This window comes from Nitratifractor salsuginis DSM 16511 (assembly GCF_000186245.1).
Classification (GTDB): Bacteria; Campylobacterota; Campylobacteria; order Campylobacterales; family Sulfurovaceae; genus Nitratifractor; species Nitratifractor salsuginis.
The window spans coordinates 597,224-615,998 of record NC_014935.1; the positions used below are offsets into that span (position 1 = coordinate 597,224).

The 18,775-nt window shown below is 47.0% G+C and carries 24 protein-coding genes; 15 read left to right on the forward strand and 9 right to left on the reverse strand.

The genetic code is table 11. From position 1 onward, the window contains the following. Positions 1 to 13: 13 nt before the first annotated feature. The 4 genes from purU to NITSA_RS03010 all read left to right on the forward strand — a co-directional run bounded on the left by purU (position 14) and on the right by NITSA_RS03010 (position 2,559). Positions 14 to 850, forward strand: coding sequence for a formyltetrahydrofolate deformylase (gene purU / locus NITSA_RS03000; protein WP_013553554.1), 837 nt, complete (start codon positions 14 to 16; stop codon positions 848 to 850). After that, positions 850 to 1,323 (forward strand): tRNA (cytidine(34)-2'-O)-methyltransferase, encoded by a 474-nt coding sequence (locus NITSA_RS03005; RefSeq protein ID WP_013553555.1) that lies wholly within the window; start codon positions 850 to 852, stop codon positions 1,321 to 1,323. The genes purU and NITSA_RS03005 overlap by 1 nt, the downstream gene beginning before the upstream one ends. 170 nt (positions 1,324 to 1,493) lie before the next feature. Then, positions 1,494 to 1,649, forward strand: coding sequence for a hypothetical protein (locus tag NITSA_RS11375; protein WP_169308525.1), 156 nt, complete (start codon positions 1,494 to 1,496; stop codon positions 1,647 to 1,649). Further along, the gene (locus NITSA_RS03010; protein ID WP_013553556.1) at positions 1,642 to 2,559 is read left to right on the forward strand and encodes a CvfB family protein; all 918 of its coding nucleotides are present in this window, start codon (positions 1,642 to 1,644) and stop codon (positions 2,557 to 2,559) included. The genes NITSA_RS11375 and NITSA_RS03010 overlap by 8 nt, the downstream gene beginning before the upstream one ends. A gap of 1 nt (position 2,560) precedes the next feature. On the opposite strand, the gene NITSA_RS03015 is transcribed toward NITSA_RS03010, so the two are convergent. The 3 genes from NITSA_RS03015 to NITSA_RS11380 form a co-directional block, all read right to left on the reverse strand. After that, positions 2,561 to 3,082 (reverse strand): general stress protein, encoded by a 522-nt coding sequence (locus NITSA_RS03015; protein WP_013553557.1) that lies wholly within the window; start codon positions 3,080 to 3,082, stop codon positions 2,561 to 2,563. Between the two features lie 82 nt (positions 3,083 to 3,164). Next, complete coding sequence (locus NITSA_RS03020; RefSeq protein WP_042203639.1) at positions 3,165 to 3,392, reverse strand: thioredoxin domain-containing protein; 228 nt, start codon at positions 3,390 to 3,392, stop codon at positions 3,165 to 3,167. A gap of 15 nt (positions 3,393 to 3,407) precedes the next feature. Then, positions 3,408 to 3,557 (reverse strand): hypothetical protein, encoded by a 150-nt coding sequence (locus tag NITSA_RS11380; protein WP_169308526.1) that lies wholly within the window; start codon positions 3,555 to 3,557, stop codon positions 3,408 to 3,410. A gap of 118 nt (positions 3,558 to 3,675) precedes the next feature. Here NITSA_RS11380 and NITSA_RS03025 point away from each other — a divergent pair, with 118 nt between their 5' ends. The 4 genes from NITSA_RS03025 to NITSA_RS03040 all read left to right on the forward strand — a co-directional run bounded on the left by NITSA_RS03025 (position 3,676) and on the right by NITSA_RS03040 (position 9,559). Then, positions 3,676 to 4,356 (forward strand): phosphoglycolate phosphatase, encoded by a 681-nt coding sequence (locus tag NITSA_RS03025; RefSeq protein WP_013553559.1) that lies wholly within the window; start codon positions 3,676 to 3,678, stop codon positions 4,354 to 4,356. A 122-nt stretch (positions 4,357 to 4,478) separates the two neighbouring features. Further along, positions 4,479 to 5,900, forward strand: coding sequence for an FAD-dependent oxidoreductase (locus NITSA_RS03030; protein ID WP_013553560.1), 1,422 nt, complete (start codon positions 4,479 to 4,481; stop codon positions 5,898 to 5,900). 251 nt (positions 5,901 to 6,151) lie between these two features. Further along, a complete protein-coding gene (locus tag NITSA_RS03035) occupies positions 6,152 to 8,977 on the forward strand; it encodes an ORC-CDC6 family AAA ATPase (RefSeq protein WP_013553561.1) in 2,826 nt (941 codons plus the stop codon). 210 nt (positions 8,978 to 9,187) lie between these two features. Further along, the gene (locus NITSA_RS03040; RefSeq protein WP_013553562.1) at positions 9,188 to 9,559 is read left to right on the forward strand and encodes a DUF3375 family protein; all 372 of its coding nucleotides are present in this window, start codon (positions 9,188 to 9,190) and stop codon (positions 9,557 to 9,559) included. A gap of 270 nt (positions 9,560 to 9,829) precedes the next feature. On the opposite strand, the gene NITSA_RS03045 is transcribed toward NITSA_RS03040, so the two are convergent. From NITSA_RS03045 to NITSA_RS03060, 4 genes are read right to left on the reverse strand one after another with little or no spacing between them, the layout of a single operon-like run. Further along, a complete protein-coding gene (locus tag NITSA_RS03045) occupies positions 9,830 to 10,015 on the reverse strand; it encodes a hypothetical protein (protein ID WP_013553563.1) in 186 nt (61 codons plus the stop codon). 11 nt (positions 10,016 to 10,026) lie between these two features. Further along, positions 10,027 to 11,157 (reverse strand): cytochrome d ubiquinol oxidase subunit II, encoded by a 1,131-nt coding sequence (gene cydB, locus NITSA_RS03050; protein WP_013553564.1) that lies wholly within the window; start codon positions 11,155 to 11,157, stop codon positions 10,027 to 10,029. 1 nt (position 11,158) lies between these two features. Continuing rightward, positions 11,159 to 12,691: a cytochrome ubiquinol oxidase subunit I gene (locus tag NITSA_RS03055; protein WP_013553565.1), complete on the reverse strand. Its 1,533-nt coding sequence runs from the start codon at positions 12,689 to 12,691 to the stop codon at positions 11,159 to 11,161. After that, positions 12,691 to 12,906 (reverse strand): DUF4492 domain-containing protein, encoded by a 216-nt coding sequence (locus NITSA_RS03060; protein WP_013553566.1) that lies wholly within the window; start codon positions 12,904 to 12,906, stop codon positions 12,691 to 12,693. Before NITSA_RS03060 ends, NITSA_RS03055 begins: the two co-directional genes overlap by 1 nt. Positions 12,907 to 13,089: 183 nt before the next feature. On the opposite strand from NITSA_RS03060, the gene NITSA_RS03065 reads away from it, so the two are divergent. The 7 genes from NITSA_RS03065 (at position 13,090) to NITSA_RS03090 (ending at position 16,752) form a co-directional block, all read left to right on the forward strand. Further along, the gene (locus NITSA_RS03065) at positions 13,090 to 13,377 is read left to right on the forward strand and encodes a hypothetical protein (protein WP_013553567.1); all 288 of its coding nucleotides are present in this window, start codon (positions 13,090 to 13,092) and stop codon (positions 13,375 to 13,377) included. A gap of 3 nt (positions 13,378 to 13,380) precedes the next feature. After that, positions 13,381 to 13,746, forward strand: a complete 366-nt coding sequence (locus NITSA_RS11055) for a type II toxin-antitoxin system VapC family toxin (protein ID WP_013553568.1) — start codon at positions 13,381 to 13,383, stop codon at positions 13,744 to 13,746. A 45-nt stretch (positions 13,747 to 13,791) separates the two neighbouring features. Next, complete coding sequence (locus NITSA_RS11760) at positions 13,792 to 13,887, forward strand: hypothetical protein (RefSeq protein ID WP_425357270.1); 96 nt, start codon at positions 13,792 to 13,794, stop codon at positions 13,885 to 13,887. Between the two features lie 142 nt (positions 13,888 to 14,029). Beyond that, entirely contained in the window at positions 14,030 to 14,740 is a 711-nt protein-coding gene (locus tag NITSA_RS03075) for an adenylate/guanylate cyclase domain-containing protein (RefSeq protein WP_013553569.1), read from the forward strand. Between the two features lie 9 nt (positions 14,741 to 14,749). Then, complete coding sequence (locus NITSA_RS03080; protein ID WP_013553570.1) at positions 14,750 to 15,598, forward strand: hypothetical protein; 849 nt, start codon at positions 14,750 to 14,752, stop codon at positions 15,596 to 15,598. Positions 15,599 to 15,610: 12 nt separating this feature from the next. Continuing rightward, positions 15,611 to 16,117 carry a Pycsar system effector family protein gene (locus tag NITSA_RS03085; protein WP_013553571.1) on the forward strand — a complete coding sequence of 169 codons (507 nt, stop codon included), beginning with the start codon at positions 15,611 to 15,613 and terminating at the stop codon, positions 16,115 to 16,117. An 11-nt stretch (positions 16,118 to 16,128) separates the two neighbouring features. Next, on the forward strand, positions 16,129 to 16,752 hold the full coding sequence (locus tag NITSA_RS03090; RefSeq protein ID WP_013553572.1) for a hypothetical protein: 624 nt from the start codon (positions 16,129 to 16,131) through the stop codon (positions 16,750 to 16,752). 123 nt (positions 16,753 to 16,875) lie between these two features. Here NITSA_RS03090 and NITSA_RS03095 read toward each other — a convergent pair whose 3' ends face one another. Beyond that, the gene (locus tag NITSA_RS03095) at positions 16,876 to 18,360 is read right to left on the reverse strand and encodes a leucyl aminopeptidase (protein WP_013553573.1); all 1,485 of its coding nucleotides are present in this window, start codon (positions 18,358 to 18,360) and stop codon (positions 16,876 to 16,878) included. 54 nt (positions 18,361 to 18,414) lie between these two features. Continuing rightward, complete coding sequence (locus NITSA_RS03100) at positions 18,415 to 18,768, reverse strand: four helix bundle protein (RefSeq protein WP_013553574.1); 354 nt, start codon at positions 18,766 to 18,768, stop codon at positions 18,415 to 18,417. Between the last annotated feature and the right edge of the window lie 7 nt (positions 18,769 to 18,775).

Genomic DNA, 18,775 nt, shown 5'->3' on the forward strand with positions numbered 1-18,775 from the left:
ACAGAGGAAGCAGATGGCAGAGCGGGCACGGGTATTGATCGATTGCAACGACGAGCGGGGACTGGTTTACCGCATTTCGAAAGTTTTTTACGATTACGAACTCAATATCGACAGCAACCGGGAATTCGTCGATAAAGAGGCGCACAAATTCTTTATGCGTTCCGTGGTGACCGGGGAGTTCGACGAGAAGGCCCTCCAGCGTGATCTCAAAGCGGCGGTGCCCCCCGAAGCCAATGTGCGGGTGATCACTCCCAGCCGCAAGAAGATCGTGATCCTGGCGACCAAGGAGTCCCACGCCCTGGGGGATATCCTGATCCGTCACGCCGACGGAGAGCTGGAGGCCGATATCGAGGCGGTGATCGCCAACCGTGAGGTGCTGCGGGACCTGGTGGAGCGCTTCGATATTCCCTTTGTCTATATCCCCGCCGACGGGCTCGAGCGCGAAGAGCACGAGGCGAAGGTCCTGGCGGAGCTGGAGAAGTATGCCTTCGACTATATGGTCCTGGCGAAATATATGCGGATCCTCACCCCCTCCTTTGTCTCCCATTATCCGGGGCGGATCATCAATATCCACCACTCCTTCCTCCCTGCCTTCGTCGGGGCCAACCCTTACAAACAGGCCTATGAACGGGGAGTCAAGATCATCGGCGCCACCGCCCACTTCGTCACCGACGATTTGGACGAAGGTCCCATCATCGCCCAGGATGTCATCCCGGTCAACCACCGCTTCGACTGGAAGGATATGCAACGCGCCGGGCGGGATGTGGAGAAGATCGTCCTCTCCCGGGCCCTGAACCTGGTGCTCAACGACCGGGTCTTCATCCACGGCAACAAGACGATCGTCTTTTGATGTTCAATATCGTCCTTGTCCATCCAAAAATCCCGCCCAACACCGGCAACATCGCCCGGCTCTGCGTCAACCTGGGGGCGAAGCTCCATCTCATCGAACCTCTGGGCTTCGATATCTCTGAAAAGGCGGTGCGTCGGGCTGGGTTGGATTACTGGAAAGACCTCGATTTAACGGTTTGGGAGTCGATTGAGGCTTTTCTTGCGGAGCATCCGATCGACGGACATTGCCATTTGGCCACAACCAAAACGGAGCGGCTCTATTGGGAAGCGGAGTATCATCCCGGAGATTGGTTGATCTTCGGTTCCGAGACCGAGGGGTTGCCTGCGGAACTGTTGCAAAGCCGGCCCGATCGATGCATCACGATCCCGATGTCGCCGGCGGGGCGGAGTATCAATCTCTCGGTGGCGGTGGGGATTGTGGCGTATGAAGCTTTGCGCCAATCCGCTTCGCGGCTTGGCGAATTGAGAATGTAAAATTGAGAATGGAGTGTTGAGGTTTGAGCGTTGAGAGAGTAGTAACCAGGGTTGGTGAATCATCGCTACCCAGTCTCCCAATGACCAATGACTAATGACCAGTGACTAATCCACTTGCGACTTGAGGGGCGAAGCCCCGTGCTTGCGACGTGCGACTTAAAAGGGGTTTGATGAAGCTTGGAGATATTTTTTACTGGATCGCGATCGTGGGGTTTGCCTGGATGACCTTTGTCATCATTCGGGGGAATTTTCAGCGGAAGTTCGATGAGCAGGGACGGAGAAAAGACCTGATAGATAATGATGAGAAAAGAGAAGATAATGAGTAACGGAGTAACCGAGCAACCGAGTAACCGAGATGAAAGTACCGACGAGGATCGACGGAAGGTTAAAAAACTTTCTGATGCCTTGGAGATTGGGCGGGTCAACACTCTGGAGGTCTATAAGCGCAGTGAGTTTGGGCTTTTTCTTCGTGCCGGGAACGGGGATGAGGTCTTGCTGCCCAATGCCTATGTGACGCCCGAGATGGGGGTGGGGGATCGGCTGGAGGTCTTTTGTTATCACGATTCACAGGATCGGCCGGTGGCGACGACCGAGCGGCCCACGGCGATGCTTGATGAGTATGGGATTTTCGAAGTGGTGGATTACCGTCCCTACGGCGCCTTTGTCGATTGGGGATTGCCCAAGGATCTCTTCGTCCCCCTCTCCCAGCAGAAAGAGTACTTCCGTATCGGGGAGAAAAAGTTGTTGCGGGTCTGCCGGGATGAACAGACCGGGCGGCTCTATGCCACCCAGAAGCTGAGCAAATATTTTGTCCGCGATATGAAGGGGCTGAAACCGGGGCAGGAGGTGGAGCTGATGATTTTGGCCAAAACTCCGCTGGGTTACAAGGCGATCGTCGACGGTAAATATGAGGGGATGCTCTTTTCCAATGAGATCTTCGAAGCGTTGGAGATCGGGGCGCGCCGCCACGGATATATCGTCAAAGTCCGGCCCGATCACAAACTGGATTTGAGCCTGCGCCCTCCCGGAAAAGAGGCCAAACTACAGGAAGCCCAGGCGAAGATTCTGGAGGTCCTCCGGGAAGCGGGAGGAGCGCTTCCGATGAATTACAAAAACTCCCCCGAGGAGATCAAATCCCGCTTCGGCCTGAGCCGTAAAATCTTCAAGGCAGCTCTCACCGCTTTGTTGGAGCAGGGGAGGATCGTAGTTTCGGAGAAGGGAATCTCCCTGAAATAGCTTAGAGGATTTCGATCTCTTTGGCTCCGCTCTCTTTCAGTGTCTCTTCGACCTGCTTGCTTTGAGCTTCGTCGGTTTTGACGATCAGGAGAATATGCCCCTCTTCGACCAGTTTTTCCAAACGCTTGGCGCCTTCGGCGGCCATTCCCCACTCGACCAGTCCATCAGCTACGCCAAAGAGGGCGCTTCCGGCCACGGCTCCACCCAGCAGTCCGTTGATGGCGCCCGCCAGGGAAGCTCCCACCGTCGCCACCGGACCGGTCACGGGAGCGGTAAAGACGATTCCCCCGATCAGAAGCCCGAGCAAGCCGCCGGAGAGGGCTCCCCATTCGGCCCATTTCAAGGCTTTCTTGTTGGCTTTTTTCGTTTCGATGTCTTCGATCTTTTCCTCATCCTCCACACGGCTGATGATGGAGATGTACTGTTTATCCACACCGCTTTTTACCAAAGCTTCGACACTTTTTTGCACTTGTGCGGAATCCGAACTTTCAAAGATAGCTACCACGAATTTATTATCTGCCATAACTTGCTCCTTCTATGATGATATATTCATAATAAATTCTGTAGCCTTAAATAAATATTAAAAATCCTTCCCGGTAAAGGAATTACTCTTTTACAAAGTTTTCCAGATAGTCCAGAAACTCTTCCGCTCCGACTCCGCCGACGGCCCGGTCGAGCTTTTTGCCGTGCTCGTCGAGCACATAGAAGGTGGGCACGGCGAAGTATCCGAATCCCTCGGGGAGCATATCGTCGTCAATATCCAGGACGACCAGGACAAAATGCTTCTTGAGCAGGTTTGCGACATCTCTCTGTGGTAGAACAGCCTGTTCCATTCTGTTGCAAACCGGTCAACCCTTTTTGACATAGATCATCAAAACGAGTTTGTGCTCTTTTTGGGCTTTTTCCAGAGCCTCTTCATAATCGTGGAGCCAACCGGCTGCCACGGCGAAAGAGCTCAGTAGAAGAAAGCCCGCCAGGATGAACAGCAGTTTTTTCATTATCTTTCCTTATAAAATTTAATAAACAATTATAGCAATAGATCTGTGGATTCACTGTAGAGTTGCCCTTTTGGAAGATTTTTCGCTATAAATCTTCCAAAATTACTCAGGATAGGCTATGAGATTCCGCGACAGGACCCATCTGCTCTTCGACCTCGACGGCACCCTCATCGATAGCGTACCCGATCTGGCCAAGGCGCTTAACGCGACTTTGCAGGAATTGGGACTGCCCACTTATGATGAAGCGACGATCCGAAACTGGATCGGCAACGGGGCGGCGATGCTGGTCAAGCGGGGGTTGGCGGGTAATCGCCAGATCGATCCCGAGCAGGATGAGGCGCTTTTTTCCGAAGCGATGGAGCGTTTTCTGGGTCACTATGAGCGGGTGCTCAATGACGCCACCGGGCTCTACCCTGGCGTAGCCGAGACCCTGGATGCCCTGAAGGACGCGGGATACACGATGGCGGTGGTGACCAACAAACCCTCCCAATTCGTCGGCCCCATCCTGCGAAACCTCTCCATAGACAGCTTTTTTGATGTAATTGTGGGGGGCGAAGACTTGCCGCGCAAAAAGCCCGATCCCCTGCCACTGCTGCACGCCTGCGAGCGGATGGGCTGCGGCAAAGATCAGGCCCTGATGATCGGAGACTCCGCCAACGACATCCTGGCCGCCCAGACGGCGGGCATCCCGGTCATCGCCGTCAGCTACGGCTACGATAACGGGCGATCGGTCAGGGAGCTGGGAGCGGACGAGGTGATCGGGGAATTCACGGAGATCTTGAAGAAATTACAGCGTTGAGAGCTAAGCGTTGAGGGTTGAGGATGGAGAATAGATGATTTTGGATTATAGATTTTGGATTTTGGATTGGGAACCTGTAAACATTTTTCTTAACACGTAGCACAATTCATCAAGGAGCTGCTATGAAATCTAAAATCGTCATCGCCGGCGGCGGTGTGGCGGGGGTGAGCGCCGCGCTTTTGCTGGGGAGTCTGGGGATGGAGGTGACTCTGCTGGAGCGGCAGGCGACGCTGGTTTTGGGGCCGCCTTTTTGCCATTTGCATGCCGGGGGGAATCTCTACCGGGAGATCAGTGACGCGCAGTGCCGGACCCTGCTGAGGCAATCGATCGACTTTGCGAAGCTCTACCCCTTCGTTGTCGATCGGCGGCCGACTGTCATTGCCGTGCCCACGGAGGATGCGGGTACGCCGGAGGCCCTGCTGCCCCGTCTGGAGCTTTTGCGCGAAGATTACGCTGCTTTGGTAGCGCAGGATTCGGCTAATGAGGTGCTGGGAGCGCCGGAGGGATATTATCGTCTCTTTGGCCGCCAAGAGCTAAAGAAGCTGGCGGAGATGGAGCCGGTGGAGAAGCCGTCAAGCCCCGAAGAGTGGATGATCCCGGTGGCGCGGCATCTCGATTTCGACCGGGTGAAGTTTCCTCTGATCCTGGTGCAGGAGTATGGACTCAATCTCTTCCGCCTGGCCGCCGGAGCGGGGCTGACTTTGGAGGCGATGGAGCGTGTGACGATCCACCGCTCCACAAGGCTTGTGGATGTGGAGCCCTCGGGGGAGGGGTGGCGTTTGCGCTGTGAGGGAGCTTTTACCGGCGAATTGGAGGCGGACTATCTCATCAACGCGGCAGGCTTTCGCACCGGTGAGATCGACGATATGCTGGGGCTGAGGGAGAAGCGGATGGTGGAATTCAAAGCCGCCTATACGAGCCGTTGGAAGGATCGAGAAGCCCGTTGGCCTGAGGTGATCTTCCACGGAGAGCGGGGCACGCCGCAGGGAATGGGGCAGTTTACTCCCTATCCGGCGGGCTATGTGCAGCTGCACGGAATGACGGAGCGCATCACCCTCTACCCCGACGGACTGGTGGCCTCCACCGAAACGAGCAGCCAACCCCGCCTGCCCGAGCACCTTTTGCGCAAGATCGAAAAGGGCTGGCCCGAAGATGAGCTGCAAGAGCGCACCCGCCGGGCTATTAAGCACCTCGCCCGCTTCCTTCCCGACTTCGCCCAGGCAGAAGTGGGCAGCCCGCCGCTTTTCGGAGCCCAGCAGATCCCGGGAGAGGACCCCACCTTGAGGGTGGCGGAGGTGGCCTTCCCCCTGCCGCGCTACGCCCGCTGTGAAATCGTCAAAGTCTCTTCGGTCACCGATATGGCGCGGGAGATTTTGAGGGACTTGGAGCGGCAGGGGCTGGCGGAAGGGCTTCCCGATGAGTCGGCGCTGTGGCAGATCCCCCAGCTTCACGCGATCGAAGAGGCCGCTTTGGCCCAACGCGCCCGTCGGATCGCCCAAAGTCGGGGCTATCCGGCGGAGATGGGTGAGCGGTGTATTGAGTAGTATGTATTAATATCACATATGTCTCTTTGTCCAAAATCAGCCGCAACGTGGATTCCTGCATCACAAAGAGCAAAATGTTTCTCTGATACCCTCAAAATAGAGTGTCGACACTGAAAAACAGTGAGGGAATCTGCATGCAAAGAGGTATCGGTGTGGCAAGATGGAGAACAGGGAAGCGTTGGAGAGGGGATGGATGGAGGATTCCAATTTTTAGGTAAAATGTATTTAATAAATCCTTATAAAGGAATAAAATGAACTTACCTGATAACTTTTTCCATCATGATGCCCAAGGATTTTTCCTCCCGGATTCACATTCAGGCATTAATGTTGAAAATATTGGTCGTAAACAAAATACCCTTATAGAAGGTATTAGAGGTACTGGGAAAACGCATGTTTTAAAAATGATCCAAAGAAACCGTTTAGAACAATTTGGTGAAAATAGAATTTTGCCAGTTTATTTATCAGTTGCAAAAATTAGTGAACATGCCAAAAAAGATCCAGATATATTTAGAATGTATTTATATGGAAATTTAGTTAGAGAAGCAATTTCTATTGCAAATATAAATAAGGAAAGTCTCCAGCCTAATAAAACACTTTTGAAAAAAAGTTTTCACTCAATTACAAGAATGTTTGGAATATCGGCCAATGAACCCTTTGACAGGGTTTTAGATAAGATAAATGTTCTTTCAGATCAATTATTTGATGAATTTGAATTTGGCTTACTTGGAAAATACATTAACAAAGAACAGGCTAGAGAAATATCACTTTCTAAAGGAGGAAATATAAAAGCAGGAGTATCCTTAGTTGGCAATAATGTTGATTCTTCTTTATCAGAAAATAAAATATTACAAAATACAGAAAGAAGCCAGGAAGGTGTAGCTTTTCTTGGAAAAAAACTTTCTCACAATGACGCAGTAGATTTTTTAATTACTTTCTTAAAACAATTACAAGTAATATTAGACTTAGATTACACTCTTCTTCTAATCGACGAATGCTCAGAAGCACCAAAAAATGCACAGATCGAAATATTTAGGTTACTCAAAACTATCCGGGGCGCAGATTCACTGTTGCCAGAATCTGGTTCCTCTTGTGCCTACTTTGTTGCATCTGTTTACCCAAAGAGTCACACTTATTATCCCACTATCAAGAATGATGGGTTTAATTTTGAGCCTGGTCATGATTTTACTACAAACTATCTTCAATGGGATGTAACTGACAATATTGGATATGAACAATTTTTTAAAGATATGTTGATTAATCGTGCAAAAAGTCTTTTAGGGTACTCTGGAACAATAGATCAGTTTATACATGAGCTGTTTGATAAAAAAGATACTTTCTTGCTTGCAATATACTCTTCACATGGTATTCCAAGACGATTTTGGGAGATATTGAAGAGAGCTTATTATAACGGTAATGGAAAAATTAGATATAACAATATATCTAATACAATTCTTGGGATTGCTCAGGAACAACTCATAGACCACAACCTTTTGAGTGAAAAGGAACAGGATTTTATTCAATACCAAGCCCGTAGATTAAATAGTCAAAATGCTGAAATAAGGCGTATAAACAGAAGAAGTAGGCGGAGTAAGCCTCAGAATATATTTTTTGAAATAAATAGAAATAATTCAAATAATATACAAAGTATTATTATGGTTGGTGCAATGCATGATATGAAAAGAATTAGAGCAAAAAAAAATAAAAGTATTGCTAAGCCTTTATATGCGCTTGACATTGCAATTGCGTTTTCCTTAAAATCAATACCAGAAGGTGAATTTATTGAATTTTTAAAAAATGAACTACATCGCAATGCTACAACAAATTTCACAAATGCTTTATCTGTGCTATCAAAACACTTTATCGAATCGTCACAAGAGGAAATAGAAGAATTAGCTACAAGCTTAGATAGTGAAAATGATATGATAGTCGGTGCAGAGGAAGGCATTAATAAAGAAGAATATTATGGAACAATTGAGGAAGTAACGAAGTATTCAGGTATTATTTTGCCTGATGATGAAGAAAAAGAGGCAGTATTCCAAATAAGCAATATTGGTGAAGCTGATAGAAAATATATACAAATTGGCGATAGAGTAATTTTCAATAGTAGTTGGGTTGATGGAACTAGAGTTGCAACAAATATTAGAAAAATAAATGTTTATAAAGCCGAAGGTACGATTACAAAAATATTCAAAGATTTGTTTGGGACAATTACTATACTTGAAGATGGTACAGAGGCTTTCTTCCTCTTGAAAGATGCTGATGAGAAGCTAGAAAAAGGTGATTTTGTTGAGTTTTCAATAGAAGAAACAAACACTAACAAAAGGAAAGCATATAATATCAGGTTAAAAGATACTGTAAGGTATGCAGAAATACCCAAAAAGGAAATTGTTGCCTATATTTATTCAATTATTGATAATTCAGACAATCCAGTTAGTTTGGCAGATTTGGGAAATAGGATTATTAATAAATATGGTGATATTGTTCGATTAAGCCACTGGTTTGGACATAAAAAGCTTATGCATTTCATCGCAAGTCTAGATTTGAAAGATTTGCATATCGATAATAGCTCTGGACCTGGATATATATCGTATAAGAAAATCAAAAATAACTCAGTTAAGATAGGGAAACAAGGTGATGGTTTTATATTATTCACTGATCATGAAAAGTTGATAAACAAATTATCAAATGAAATTGGCATCCCTAAATTATCAAGAGAAGAATACAAAAAAATATTTAGACTATTAAAAGAATTAATTGATGAAGAAGGTTATACTTTCAATTATACAGCAAAGCGACTCAGGGATGTGGCAAGAAAAAACAATATACGATTAAATAGAGTAGGCAGTAATTTTATTTTACGGGGAATTGTATATGCTGGTCATTGGTTTGAACAACCAGAAGACACCAAAAAGCTACAACAGGCTTTTTATAAAAATACAGTATCGCTAATCGAACAAAACAATTTTTTATTAGATGAACATGATTCAGAGTTACTAAAAGATATTTTTGATATTAAAGATATGAAAAAAAAGAAATTAAGAAAAGGAATCAGAATCATAAAAAAGGCGAATGGGTAAACGTCCTCGAATTTAGATCCAAAGAAAAAAGAAGGAAACTCAAGTAAACTCAAGGCTCAAGAGGTCAAATTACAATGATAACAAAGACACATGTGGTGATAACCATATAGCAAATCGCTCAAAGCGGAGTTATTCGGGGGAGATGGGGGACCGCTGTGTGGGGTAGCGGAAGAAGAAATTTTGATTTCAAGCTTCCGGTATAATTCCCCAATGACCTACGAATACCTCAAATCGCTCAAAGCCTCCCACCCGGCCCTCAAACTTCTCTGCAGCGACAATTTCGCGATGAGCGTGGGGCTTTTCCACAAAATCTTTATCGAAGATCGGCAAAAAGTCCTGCCCCAGCACAAGATCGTCTCTTTGCTCGATGATTACCTCTATACCCTCCATCAGAGCTACCCCGACGAGTTTCCCAAGGCGGCGCAGGCATATCTTGATGATTTCGCCCGGGCGGGTTTTTTGCGCAAATATTACGCCGAGGCCCAGGAGGAGCCCCTCTATGAGCTGACGCCCCACAGCCAGCGGGTTTTGGAGTGGATCGAGAGTCTGCGTAAGCGGGAGTTTTATGGGATTTTAAGGTAGAGACTGACTCCCATATCTCCCCTGGGATAGTTCCCCCTAACAAAGGAGTTAAGAGAAAAAATCTCTTTTTCTTTATCCGTATTGATCTTGACCTTATCGCTTTCCTAAAACGCACCAATATGGGACATGTCCTCCGCTTTTTTATGGACAAACCAAGCATATTTATAGAGTTTTATACTGATCCCAGTCCGATTATCCTGGAAAGGGGGTGATACGGAATTGTATCGGGGAGACGGGGAGCCCGATTCCTGTCGGTTTCCCCTTGTTTACTCAGCTCTTTGCAGCGGTATTTTGAGCGGCCTTTTTCTCATCGTGCACTTTGCCGTAATGCTCTTCGAGCTCTTCGAGGCGTTCCATCCGTTGATGATGGCGGATGTTGAGCCAGACGAAACGGTAGGTGATATAGATCAGCAGGGGCCAGGAGAGGTACCAGATGATCGCTTCAGTGTAATCCATTTTCATACTCCTTAATAGTGATGGGGGTCGTTCTCGACCTCTTGGATCGTCATTTTGTGCCGGTTCATCGCCCGCCAGACGACGATGATGTAGCCCAGGACCAGCGGGACCATCAGTGAAACGTAAGACATCGCTATTAGGGTGTAGCGGCTACCGGAGGCGTTTTGGATACTCAGAGAGCTCTGTGGGTCGTCCAGGGAGGGGTAGAAGACGGTGTGGTTGTAGCCCAGGAGCAAAAAGAGCCCCACGACCACCATCACCACACCCAGGCCAGCCGGCCAGATCCCCTTGTCGCTTTTGGCGAAGAGGCCCATTCCGATGCCTGAGAGCAGCAGCACCGTACCTAGCAGGATCATCCCGGCAACGAAAGGCATCGCCTTGAGGTTGTGGAGGAATTTGAAGCTCTCTTTGTGGACCTCCAGCGTCTGCGGGTCGTAGCCGTAGCCGCTCATCGTGACGATGGAGTAGACCACGTAGGCAAAGAGGGCCAGGAAAATCAGGCTCTCGACTTTGAGCACCTGGCGGGAGCGGGTGACGATGGCCTCTTCGTCGATGGTGTCGATGAAATAGAGGGCCGCCAGGATCTGGGAGAGGAAAAAGAGCATCAGTCCGAAGGCGACGTTGAAGGGGTTGAGTACCGCCTCCAGGCCGTAGGTGGGGCGGGTCCAGTGGGAGAGGTGGTTCTCGTTCACGACGAAATGCCCACCGGTAAAGAGGGTCCCCAGGGCGATCCCGATGAGGATGATCCCCAAAGAGCCGTTGATGAAGAGGAAAAGCTCGTAAGTGCGTTCCCCGAAGACATTGTTGGGCTTTTTGCGGTATTCGTAGGCGACAGCCTGGATGATGAAGCAGAAGAGGATCGCCATCCAGACATAGTAGGCCCCGCCGAAGCTGACGGCGTAGAAGAGGGGGAAGGCCGCAAAAAGCGCCCCGCCGAACATCACCAGCGTGGTGAAGGTCAGCTCCCATTTGCGCCCCAGGGCATTGACGATGAGGTCACGCTCGGCTTCCGTTTTCCCCAGGCGCCAGAGCAGGGTCTGCCCGCCCTGGACGAAGGTCATGAAGACAAAGAGTCCCCCCAGAAGCGCAATGAGGAACCACCAATACTCTTGCAGGGTCAGGTAGGAAAGTTTTTCAAACATCTCAGTGCTCCTTGGGTCCGATTTTGATCTGAGCCGCCATGATCTTCACCTCGGCGATGAGCAGGGCGGTAAAGAGGGTGGCAAAGAGCCAGAAGGTGAGCATCACAGGCGATGCGGCGATGTTGGAGGTGGCCATATGCACGGGCAGCATATCCTGGATCGCCCAGGGTTGGCGGCCCACCTCCGCGGTGACCCAGCCCATCTCCTGAGCCAGATATCCCAGGGGCAGGCTTGCGACCCCGGCCCAGAGCAGCCAGCGCTTGCGCTGGAGCCGATCGGTCATGGCGTAGTAGAGGACGAGGAGAAAAAGGAGGATAAACCAAACCCCCAGCCCCACCATCGTGTGAAAGGCGTAGAAGGTGGTCTGGACCGGAGGCACAGCCTGCTCAGGGCTCTTGAGGTAGCCGTAGCCCAGGTAGGCGCTGTTGGCTTCGAAGATTTTTAGCGCCGCTTCCATCGCGGCTTCGTCCCCTTTTTTCTTGGCCTGTTTATAAGCGGCGAGGGCTTCGACGGCCTTTTTGCCCCGGGCCATCTTCTCTTCGACGCTCATAATGCCGTGGGCCTTGTCGCCGTAGACCAGCTGACGCAGGCCGGGGATGTAGGCGTCGAGCTTGTGATAGCTCAGCAGTGAGAGCCCGTCGGGGATAGGGATTTTGAAGAGGAAGGGTTCTTTGAAGTCAGTGAGGGTTTTGCTCGGATCCAGGATCCCGAAGGCCACGAGCTCCGCACCGGATCTGCCCTCGTAGAGCCCCTCCATCGCGGCGAGCTTCATCGGCTGATATTTGGCGATGGAGCGGGCGGCGTCATCCCCGGTGGTGAGATTAAACAGCGAAACAAAGAGCCCGAAGCTGGCGGCGACGACGATGGAGCGCTTGGCGAACTTGACGTTGCGCTTTTTGAGCAGATACCAACTGCTGATGGCGATGACGAACAGCGAAGCCAGCACGTAGCCGCTGCTGATGGTATGGAGAAATTTGGTGTAGGCGGTGGGGTTGAAGACCACATCCCAGAAGTTGCTCATCTCGTTGCGGGCGGTATCGGGGTTGAAGTGCATCCCCACGGGATGCTGCATCCAGCCGTTGGCCACGAGAATCCACAGCGCCGAGAGGTTGGAGCCGATGGCCACCAGCCAGGTCGAGAGGAGGTGGAAGCGTTTGCTCACCTTGTCCCAGCCGAAGAACATCACGGCGAAGAAGGTCGATTCCATGAAAAAGGCCATGATCCCTTCGATGGCCAGGGGTGCGCCGAAGATATCGCCGACGATCCAGGAGTAGTTGGACCAGTTGGTCCCAAACTCGAACTCCATGATGATGCCGGTGGCGAGGCCGATGGCGAAGTTGATCGCCAGCAGGCCCATCCAGAAGCGGGTGGTGCGTTTCCACCATTCATCCCCGGTCTTGACGTAGATCGTCTCCATTATGGCAACGATGAAGGTCAAGCCCAGGGTCAGCGGGACGAAGATCCAGTGATACAGCGCGGTCAAGGCAAACTGGGCCCGTGACCAGTCGACGACGGAGGGGTCGAGGTGTTCCATCATTTGGCTCCTTGGGTGAGTTGATGCAGGACGAAGTCGCTGCGTTGTCGATCGGTAGAGAAGTATTCCTGCAGAACGTTGGGGAAGAAGAGGAGTTTGATGACGACGAAGAGGACAAAGAGCTTGAGCGCCACGATGAGCCAGAGCTTTTTGCCCAGCCGCATCGAAGCGAAGCCGTCCCTGTAAAAGCGGTATATCCTGCCCAAGAGGTGCATCGGTGCTCCTTGATCTATTCTATCTTAATCCTGTATGCCGTTTTGCATTGACGGAATAATAGCAGGAAATGTTGTTTACCTCGTCAATGGATTGGAAATTGGTGCTTTTTGATTGTAGAAGGGTTGACACTCCTCTATCCCAGTGATAATATATGAAAACATATATAAATAGAGGGATCTCAGATGAAACAAATATCTATTTCAGAGATTCAAAGGAATCTTCATAAGCTCGACTCTTTCGATATTGTCGAGATAGTCGATAAAAAGCGCAACCGTATCAAGGGGTATTACATCGAGGGGAAATATGCCTCTCTTGTGAAAGAGGTGGCCCAAAAAGTTGAGGCGCTGAAAAAGAGAGCGATCCAAAATCCCGCAGGAAAACTCCAACAATATGCCGATCCGGCGAAGATCGCTTCGGAAAAGGACGTGTGGAAACAGAATGTGCTTAATCGGTATACAGAGGAGGGGTAGCTTATGGTCCTACTCGATGCCAATTACATTTTGCGTTATCTTTTAAACGACAATGCCGATATGTTCCGCCAAGCTGTGCAGACGATCGAGAACGAAGAGTGTTTCGTTCCGGGCGAAGTGCTGGGGGAGGTTATTTATGTACTTAGCGGCCATTACGGAGTACCACGCTCCGAAGTTGCCGATGTTCTCGAAGCCTTGCTGGCGCTTCCCAACCTTCACTCTTTCGAAGATGGTGTTTACTATGAAGATGCGTTGAGGCTTTTCGCCGAATCCTCTCTTGATTATGTCGATTGTCTTTTGTGTTCGATAGGAAGAGATTATCGGGTGGCGACCTTCGATAAGAAGCTGTTGCGGTGTTTGGATAAGTGAAATATCAAGAAGCTGTATTGTACTGTCGGGCTGGGGGATCAGTGTATTGTCCAAGCCTATCAAGAGGGCTATTCTCAGCATGGGATAGCCAAGATATTGGGATTGGCTCGGTCAACGATACAAAAATTATCAAAAGGGTAGGTAAGAAGGATGCTATTACGTTCACCTGACCCCTATAAGCGTGAGAGTGAGATTAAGGAGATGTTTGAGAGGGTGGTGGAGTTGTGAGATTAATTAAATCAACCTTATTAAACACCATAAAGATATTTTGGGAAGGTTAATTATGAAAATAGACTATTCTAAATATGATTTTGACAGAAGTCTTGAGCGGATAGATGAAATTTTAAATAGTTCAGATTATAACTATGAAGAAAAAAAAGGGATACCTTCTGAAAGTAGTTTGACTTTTAAAAATGGATTTTATGTAGATGTAACTGTAGTTTTCGTGGATATTCGTGGTTCTAAAGAGTTAGCAAATAAACATACACGACCGGTACTGGCAAAGATATATCGTAGTTATATTTCTGAAGTAATTGCGGTTATGAAAGGTAACTCAAAAATTAATGATATTTTTATAGAGGGGGATGGAGTTTGGGCAGTATTTGATACTAAAACAAGAGAAGATGTACAAAGTGTATTTAGTACTACTTCAAAAATTTCTTCACTAATTGATGCTCTAAATAAAAAGCTAATAAGAAAAGGGTATTCAAGCATAAAAGTTGGTATAGGTATGGACGATGGTGAATCTTTATATATAAAAGCCGGGCATAATGGAAGCGGTATTAATGAAATTGTATGGATAGGAAAGGTAGTTGGCGAAGCAGCCAAACTTAGTGGATTTGGGAATAGGGAATCACATGATAAAAGAACTATGGTTACTAAGAAGGTGTATGATATGCTAAGTCAGCATCAAAAGAGCTTATTAAAGTGGAATGCTTCTAGAGAGTGTTATCATGGCAATACTATTTGGAAACCGTATGAAGACTTAAACTAAGGAACAAGTATGTTTGAAAAATCAGATAATGAAATAATACAAATTATCCAAAAATACATAAATATTATAAGAGAAATTCTAGAAAGAGAAAAGCTTGAAGAAGAAGCCATAAAACTGGAGTATATAACTAAGACTGAAATAGTACCACATGATTTTTTTTCTGACAAAAATGGTAAAGTTTCAAGTTGCGATAAGGAAAATATAATTTTATTTAAAGATTTTGGAACACCTATAGTACTTTTCAATGATTTAAAAAATTCCACAAAACTTGTTGAAGAACTTGAATGCAAAAATGAGCTTTGTATATATGCTATCTATATGTATTATTCTTCTAAAATGTTAGGTGATATTTTGGACGTCCTAAATGGTAAAATGGTAGAATGCACAGGTGATGGCAATTACTCAATTTTTTTAGAAGACGAGATTCAAAAAAGTATCATTCCTCAAAGTATATATTTCTTTCATAGTTTAAAAGATATTTACGATAGTGCAAATTTCATAAAAATAAAAGATTATATTTTAAATTTTGATACAGACGAAGTAAAATATATATATCCTTGGATTTGTGACTATCAACCTCACCAAATATTTAAGCGTCAATATTTCATTAGAGTACTTAGTAATCAAAACAAAATAAGTAATATCATCAGAGTGCTGTTTTTTCATATATATGCTATATTTAATATTGAGGTTAATACAATTTTAGAGAATAGAATAAAACAAAAATTTTTAACAAGGATTGGCTGTAAACAAGGCTTATGCAAGATAAGTAGAATTGACATAAACGGACATATCAAACAGGATAAGTTGATTGGTAGTGTTGTGCATCAAGCTGCACATCAAGCAAGTGGTAAATAAAGGAGATTTTTCATGACAGATACAGAAAAAGCAAAATTGGACTTTATGTATAAGTCAATTGATGATGCGGTTAGTAACATTAGAGCAATGGATATAAAATCAAATGTACTGATAGCTTTTATTGGAGTGATGGTTTTTGCTGTAATTAAAATCAATAATGATAATATCTCAATTATAATGGCTCTTTCTATACTGTGTGGATTGGGTACAGCAATAGTTTTTGTATATGGAGTAGTCCTTCCAAGAGTTGATCCAGATATAGAATTGTATAATGTTAATGAGATCATTAATAATGATTTGGATAAAAAATTATTCTTTCCAAGAAAATGTAAAAATTTAAAACTATATTATAATAATATAAATAATTTGGGTTATAACGATTTTTTGAAATTATTATCTTACGAAAGACTAAAACTTCAAATAATATTTGACAAAAAAACTAGTTATTTTAAAATTGGATTAACCTGCTTGGTGATATTTTTTTTATTAATACTAATTAATTTAGCAGCTGGGATATAAATTTATAAATTATGGAAAATGAATTTTTTGGAGGTGTATTTTATATAGATCTAAGAAATTATACAAAATTAGTTGATGATGAAATACTAAAAAAAATAGCAGAAATAATTTACGACTATCAAAACCTTATCAATTTTGAAGTAAATAAGTATTTTAACAAAGAAACAATTTCTGCTATAGAATATATGGGAGATGGTATAATGATAATAATTAAAAATAATGATGTTTCTGCCAATATTTCTGCCAAATCATATTTGCATAATCCATTTTGTTTTAAGATATATGAAGCTGGTAAAATTTTTAGAGACTCTTTAGATAATTTCTTACAATGTCAAAAAGAAGATTACAAGAAATATATTGGATTGAAAATTCTGGATTTTGGTATAGGATTATCTTATAGTAAGATTTTCAAAAAAATTCACAAAAGAGATAATAGAAATATGTTTTTCGGGTCAAGTTTGAATAGAGCAGTTAAAATTGGTGATTCTATAAATAAAAAATATAACCATTTGGCTATAGATAAAAAAATGTATGATGATTATTTAATTAATATCTTGTCTGAATCAGAAAAGCGGTTAATAATCAAAAGAGATAAGCCTTTAGTTCATATGTATCAAAAATTATATTCAACTTGAGTATTTCATATGCAGCCACTCCATACATTACCCAAAAAAATAAATAAAAATCCGGGATACTGGCTTCAATAGAAACAAAAGATAGGGAACAGGGGCCGATAATGGTTCCTGACTAAGTACCCCTTACGCGTGCGCATCCCCCCGCGCCAGCTTCTCCAGCAAGCGTGTCATCATCCTCACCCCCGCACCGCTGGCGCCGTGGGGATTCTCTCCCCAGGCGTGCTCCACAAAAGCGGGGCCGGCGATGTCGATGTGGGCCCATTTCTCTTTGTGATCCTCGTCGATGAATTCCCCCAGGAACATTCCCGCCGTTATGGCGCCGCCGTAGCGGGTGTTGGAGATGTTGCAAATGTCGGCGATCTCGCTTTTAAGCGTTTTGCGCAGGAAGCGGTTGAAATCCAGTTTGGTGGCCAGTTCGCCGCTGAGGGTGTTGGCGGCGTAGAGGACGCGGTTGACCGGATCGGCGCCAAAGCCCATCACGCCGCTGGTGTATTGACCCACGCCCACCACGCAAGCACCCGTGAGGGTGGCCAGGTCGAAGATGTAGTCGGCTTTGACCTTCTCCTGGGCGTAGCAGAGCACATCCGCCAGGACCAGGCGCCCCTCGGCGTCGGTGTTGCGCACTTCGATGGTCTTGCCGTTTTTGGCTTTCAAAACGTCATCGGGCTTGTAGGCATCGCCGCCGATCATATTCTCCACCGCACCCACGAATCCGTGGACCTCGATGGGCAGGTGAAGCTCCGCTACCGCCTTGAGGATCCCCAGTACGGCGGAGCCGCCGCTCTTGTCAGCCTTCATCGTCACCATAAAGTCGGAGGGCTTGAGGCTGAGTCCGCCGCTGTCGTAGGTCAGTCCCTTGCCGATCAGGCTGACGGTGGCGACGGGGGTTTCTTTGGGGGTGTAGCTCAGGTGGATGAGGCGGGGTTCGTGGCGGCTGGCACGTCCTACGGCCAGCAGGGCGTTCATGCCTTCCTCTCTCATCTCTTTGGGCCCCAGGACCTCCAGGTTCAGGCGAGATTCTTTCTGTGCCAGCTCTGCGGCGATCTGTGCCATCGTTTCGGGATAGCAGTCATCAGGAGCGGTGTTGACGATATCCCGGACGAAGTTGGTCGCCTCGGCGCTGACGATCGCCTTGTCGATGGCCCGCTGGGCGGCGGGGATATCCAGAGCGTAGCCATTGTACTCCTCCAGGGAGATGCGAACCTTGTGGAGGTGTTTGTCGGTGTGCTTGCTCTTGTAGCGCTCGAAGCGGTAGCCCCCCAGCAGCAGCCCCTCGGCTTGGGCACGCAGGGTAGCGGTGCAGGAGGGATGGCTCATATAGGCCCCCATCTTGGCGATCTTATAGCCCTTGCCGTTGAGGGCCCGCACCGCGTTGGCCGCGGCGGAGCGGATGTCGGCGCTGTTGATGGAGTCGGCACCCACATAGAGCTTGCCCTTCTCCGCCAGCAGGCAGGTCTCATCCTGATCCCCGCTGAAGCCGGCCTGTTGCAGCAGTTCCTTGTCCTCGTCCACAAAACGCTGGTCGAAGTTTTTGTTGATGACGATGACGATTTCGATATCGGCTTCGATTTCGTTGAGGAGTTTTTCGTAAAACTTTATCAATTTCATAATTTTCCTTTCAGTCAAATAGTCGCAAGTCGCAAGCACGGCGGCTTTGCCGCCTCACGTCGCAAGTTGTGATATGATGCTCTTTTTCAGGCCGCCGATCATACGGTTGACGGCGGCAACCTCGTCGATCCATTTTTTACCGGTCTCTTTGTCAATATACGCGATCTTCATACCGATATAGATCTGTGTTTTCAATTCCGCACAGGAGCCCTGAGCAATATCGAGAAAGTGGATGCTCTCCTTATCCGAGTTCCGTTCGACACCTTCGGCGATATTGCTGGGAATGGAAAGTCCCGAGCGTGTGATCTGGTCTTTGAAGCCGTAATCTTTGCTTTCACGAAAATATAGATAAAGCTCACTGCTCAATGTAGCCGAGCGTTTCCAAACATCGAGATTTTCACACTTCATAAAGGCA

Excerpts from the sequence above, each read along its gene's own strand:
- NITSA_RS03020 (WP_042203639.1), bottom strand. The coding sequence starts at position 3,392 with ATGGAACAGGCTGTTCTACCACAGAGAGATGTCGCAAACCTGCTCAAG.
- NITSA_RS03080 (WP_013553570.1), top strand. The coding sequence starts at position 14,750 with ATGTTTGAAAAATCAGATAATGAAATAATACAAATTATCCAAAAATAC.
- NITSA_RS03055 (WP_013553565.1), bottom strand. The coding sequence starts at position 12,691 with ATGGAACACCTCGACCCCTCCGTCGTCGACTGGTCACGGGCCCAGTTT.
- NITSA_RS11375 (WP_169308525.1), top strand. The coding sequence starts at position 1,494 with ATGAAGCTTGGAGATATTTTTTACTGGATCGCGATCGTGGGGTTTGCC.
- NITSA_RS03015 (WP_013553557.1), bottom strand. The coding sequence starts at position 3,082 with ATGGCAGATAATAAATTCGTGGTAGCTATCTTTGAAAGTTCGGATTCC.
- NITSA_RS03005 (WP_013553555.1), top strand. The coding sequence starts at position 850 with ATGTTCAATATCGTCCTTGTCCATCCAAAAATCCCGCCCAACACCGGC.
- NITSA_RS03010 (WP_013553556.1), top strand. The coding sequence starts at position 1,642 with ATGAGTAACGGAGTAACCGAGCAACCGAGTAACCGAGATGAAAGTACC.
- NITSA_RS03090 (WP_013553572.1), top strand. The coding sequence starts at position 16,129 with ATGGAAAATGAATTTTTTGGAGGTGTATTTTATATAGATCTAAGAAAT.
- NITSA_RS03100 (WP_013553574.1), bottom strand. The coding sequence starts at position 18,768 with ATGAAGTGTGAAAATCTCGATGTTTGGAAACGCTCGGCTACATTGAGC.
- NITSA_RS03065 (WP_013553567.1), top strand. The coding sequence starts at position 13,090 with ATGAAACAAATATCTATTTCAGAGATTCAAAGGAATCTTCATAAGCTC.
- NITSA_RS03025 (WP_013553559.1), top strand. The coding sequence starts at position 3,676 with ATGAGATTCCGCGACAGGACCCATCTGCTCTTCGACCTCGACGGCACC.
- cydB (WP_013553564.1), bottom strand. The coding sequence starts at position 11,157 with ATGTTTGAAAAACTTTCCTACCTGACCCTGCAAGAGTATTGGTGGTTC.
- NITSA_RS11380 (WP_169308526.1), bottom strand. The coding sequence starts at position 3,557 with ATGAAAAAACTGCTGTTCATCCTGGCGGGCTTTCTTCTACTGAGCTCT.
- NITSA_RS03085 (WP_013553571.1), top strand. The coding sequence starts at position 15,611 with ATGACAGATACAGAAAAAGCAAAATTGGACTTTATGTATAAGTCAATT.
- NITSA_RS03095 (WP_013553573.1), bottom strand. The coding sequence starts at position 18,360 with ATGAAATTGATAAAGTTTTACGAAAAACTCCTCAACGAAATCGAAGCC.
- NITSA_RS11055 (WP_013553568.1), top strand. The coding sequence starts at position 13,381 with ATGGTCCTACTCGATGCCAATTACATTTTGCGTTATCTTTTAAACGAC.
- NITSA_RS03040 (WP_013553562.1), top strand. The coding sequence starts at position 9,188 with ATGACCTACGAATACCTCAAATCGCTCAAAGCCTCCCACCCGGCCCTC.
- NITSA_RS03035 (WP_013553561.1), top strand. The coding sequence starts at position 6,152 with ATGAACTTACCTGATAACTTTTTCCATCATGATGCCCAAGGATTTTTC.
- NITSA_RS03075 (WP_013553569.1), top strand. The coding sequence starts at position 14,030 with ATGAAAATAGACTATTCTAAATATGATTTTGACAGAAGTCTTGAGCGG.
- NITSA_RS03030 (WP_013553560.1), top strand. The coding sequence starts at position 4,479 with ATGAAATCTAAAATCGTCATCGCCGGCGGCGGTGTGGCGGGGGTGAGC.
- NITSA_RS03060 (WP_013553566.1), bottom strand. The coding sequence starts at position 12,906 with ATGCACCTCTTGGGCAGGATATACCGCTTTTACAGGGACGGCTTCGCT.
- purU (WP_013553554.1), top strand. The coding sequence starts at position 14 with ATGGCAGAGCGGGCACGGGTATTGATCGATTGCAACGACGAGCGGGGA.
- NITSA_RS03045 (WP_013553563.1), bottom strand. The coding sequence starts at position 10,015 with ATGGATTACACTGAAGCGATCATCTGGTACCTCTCCTGGCCCCTGCTG.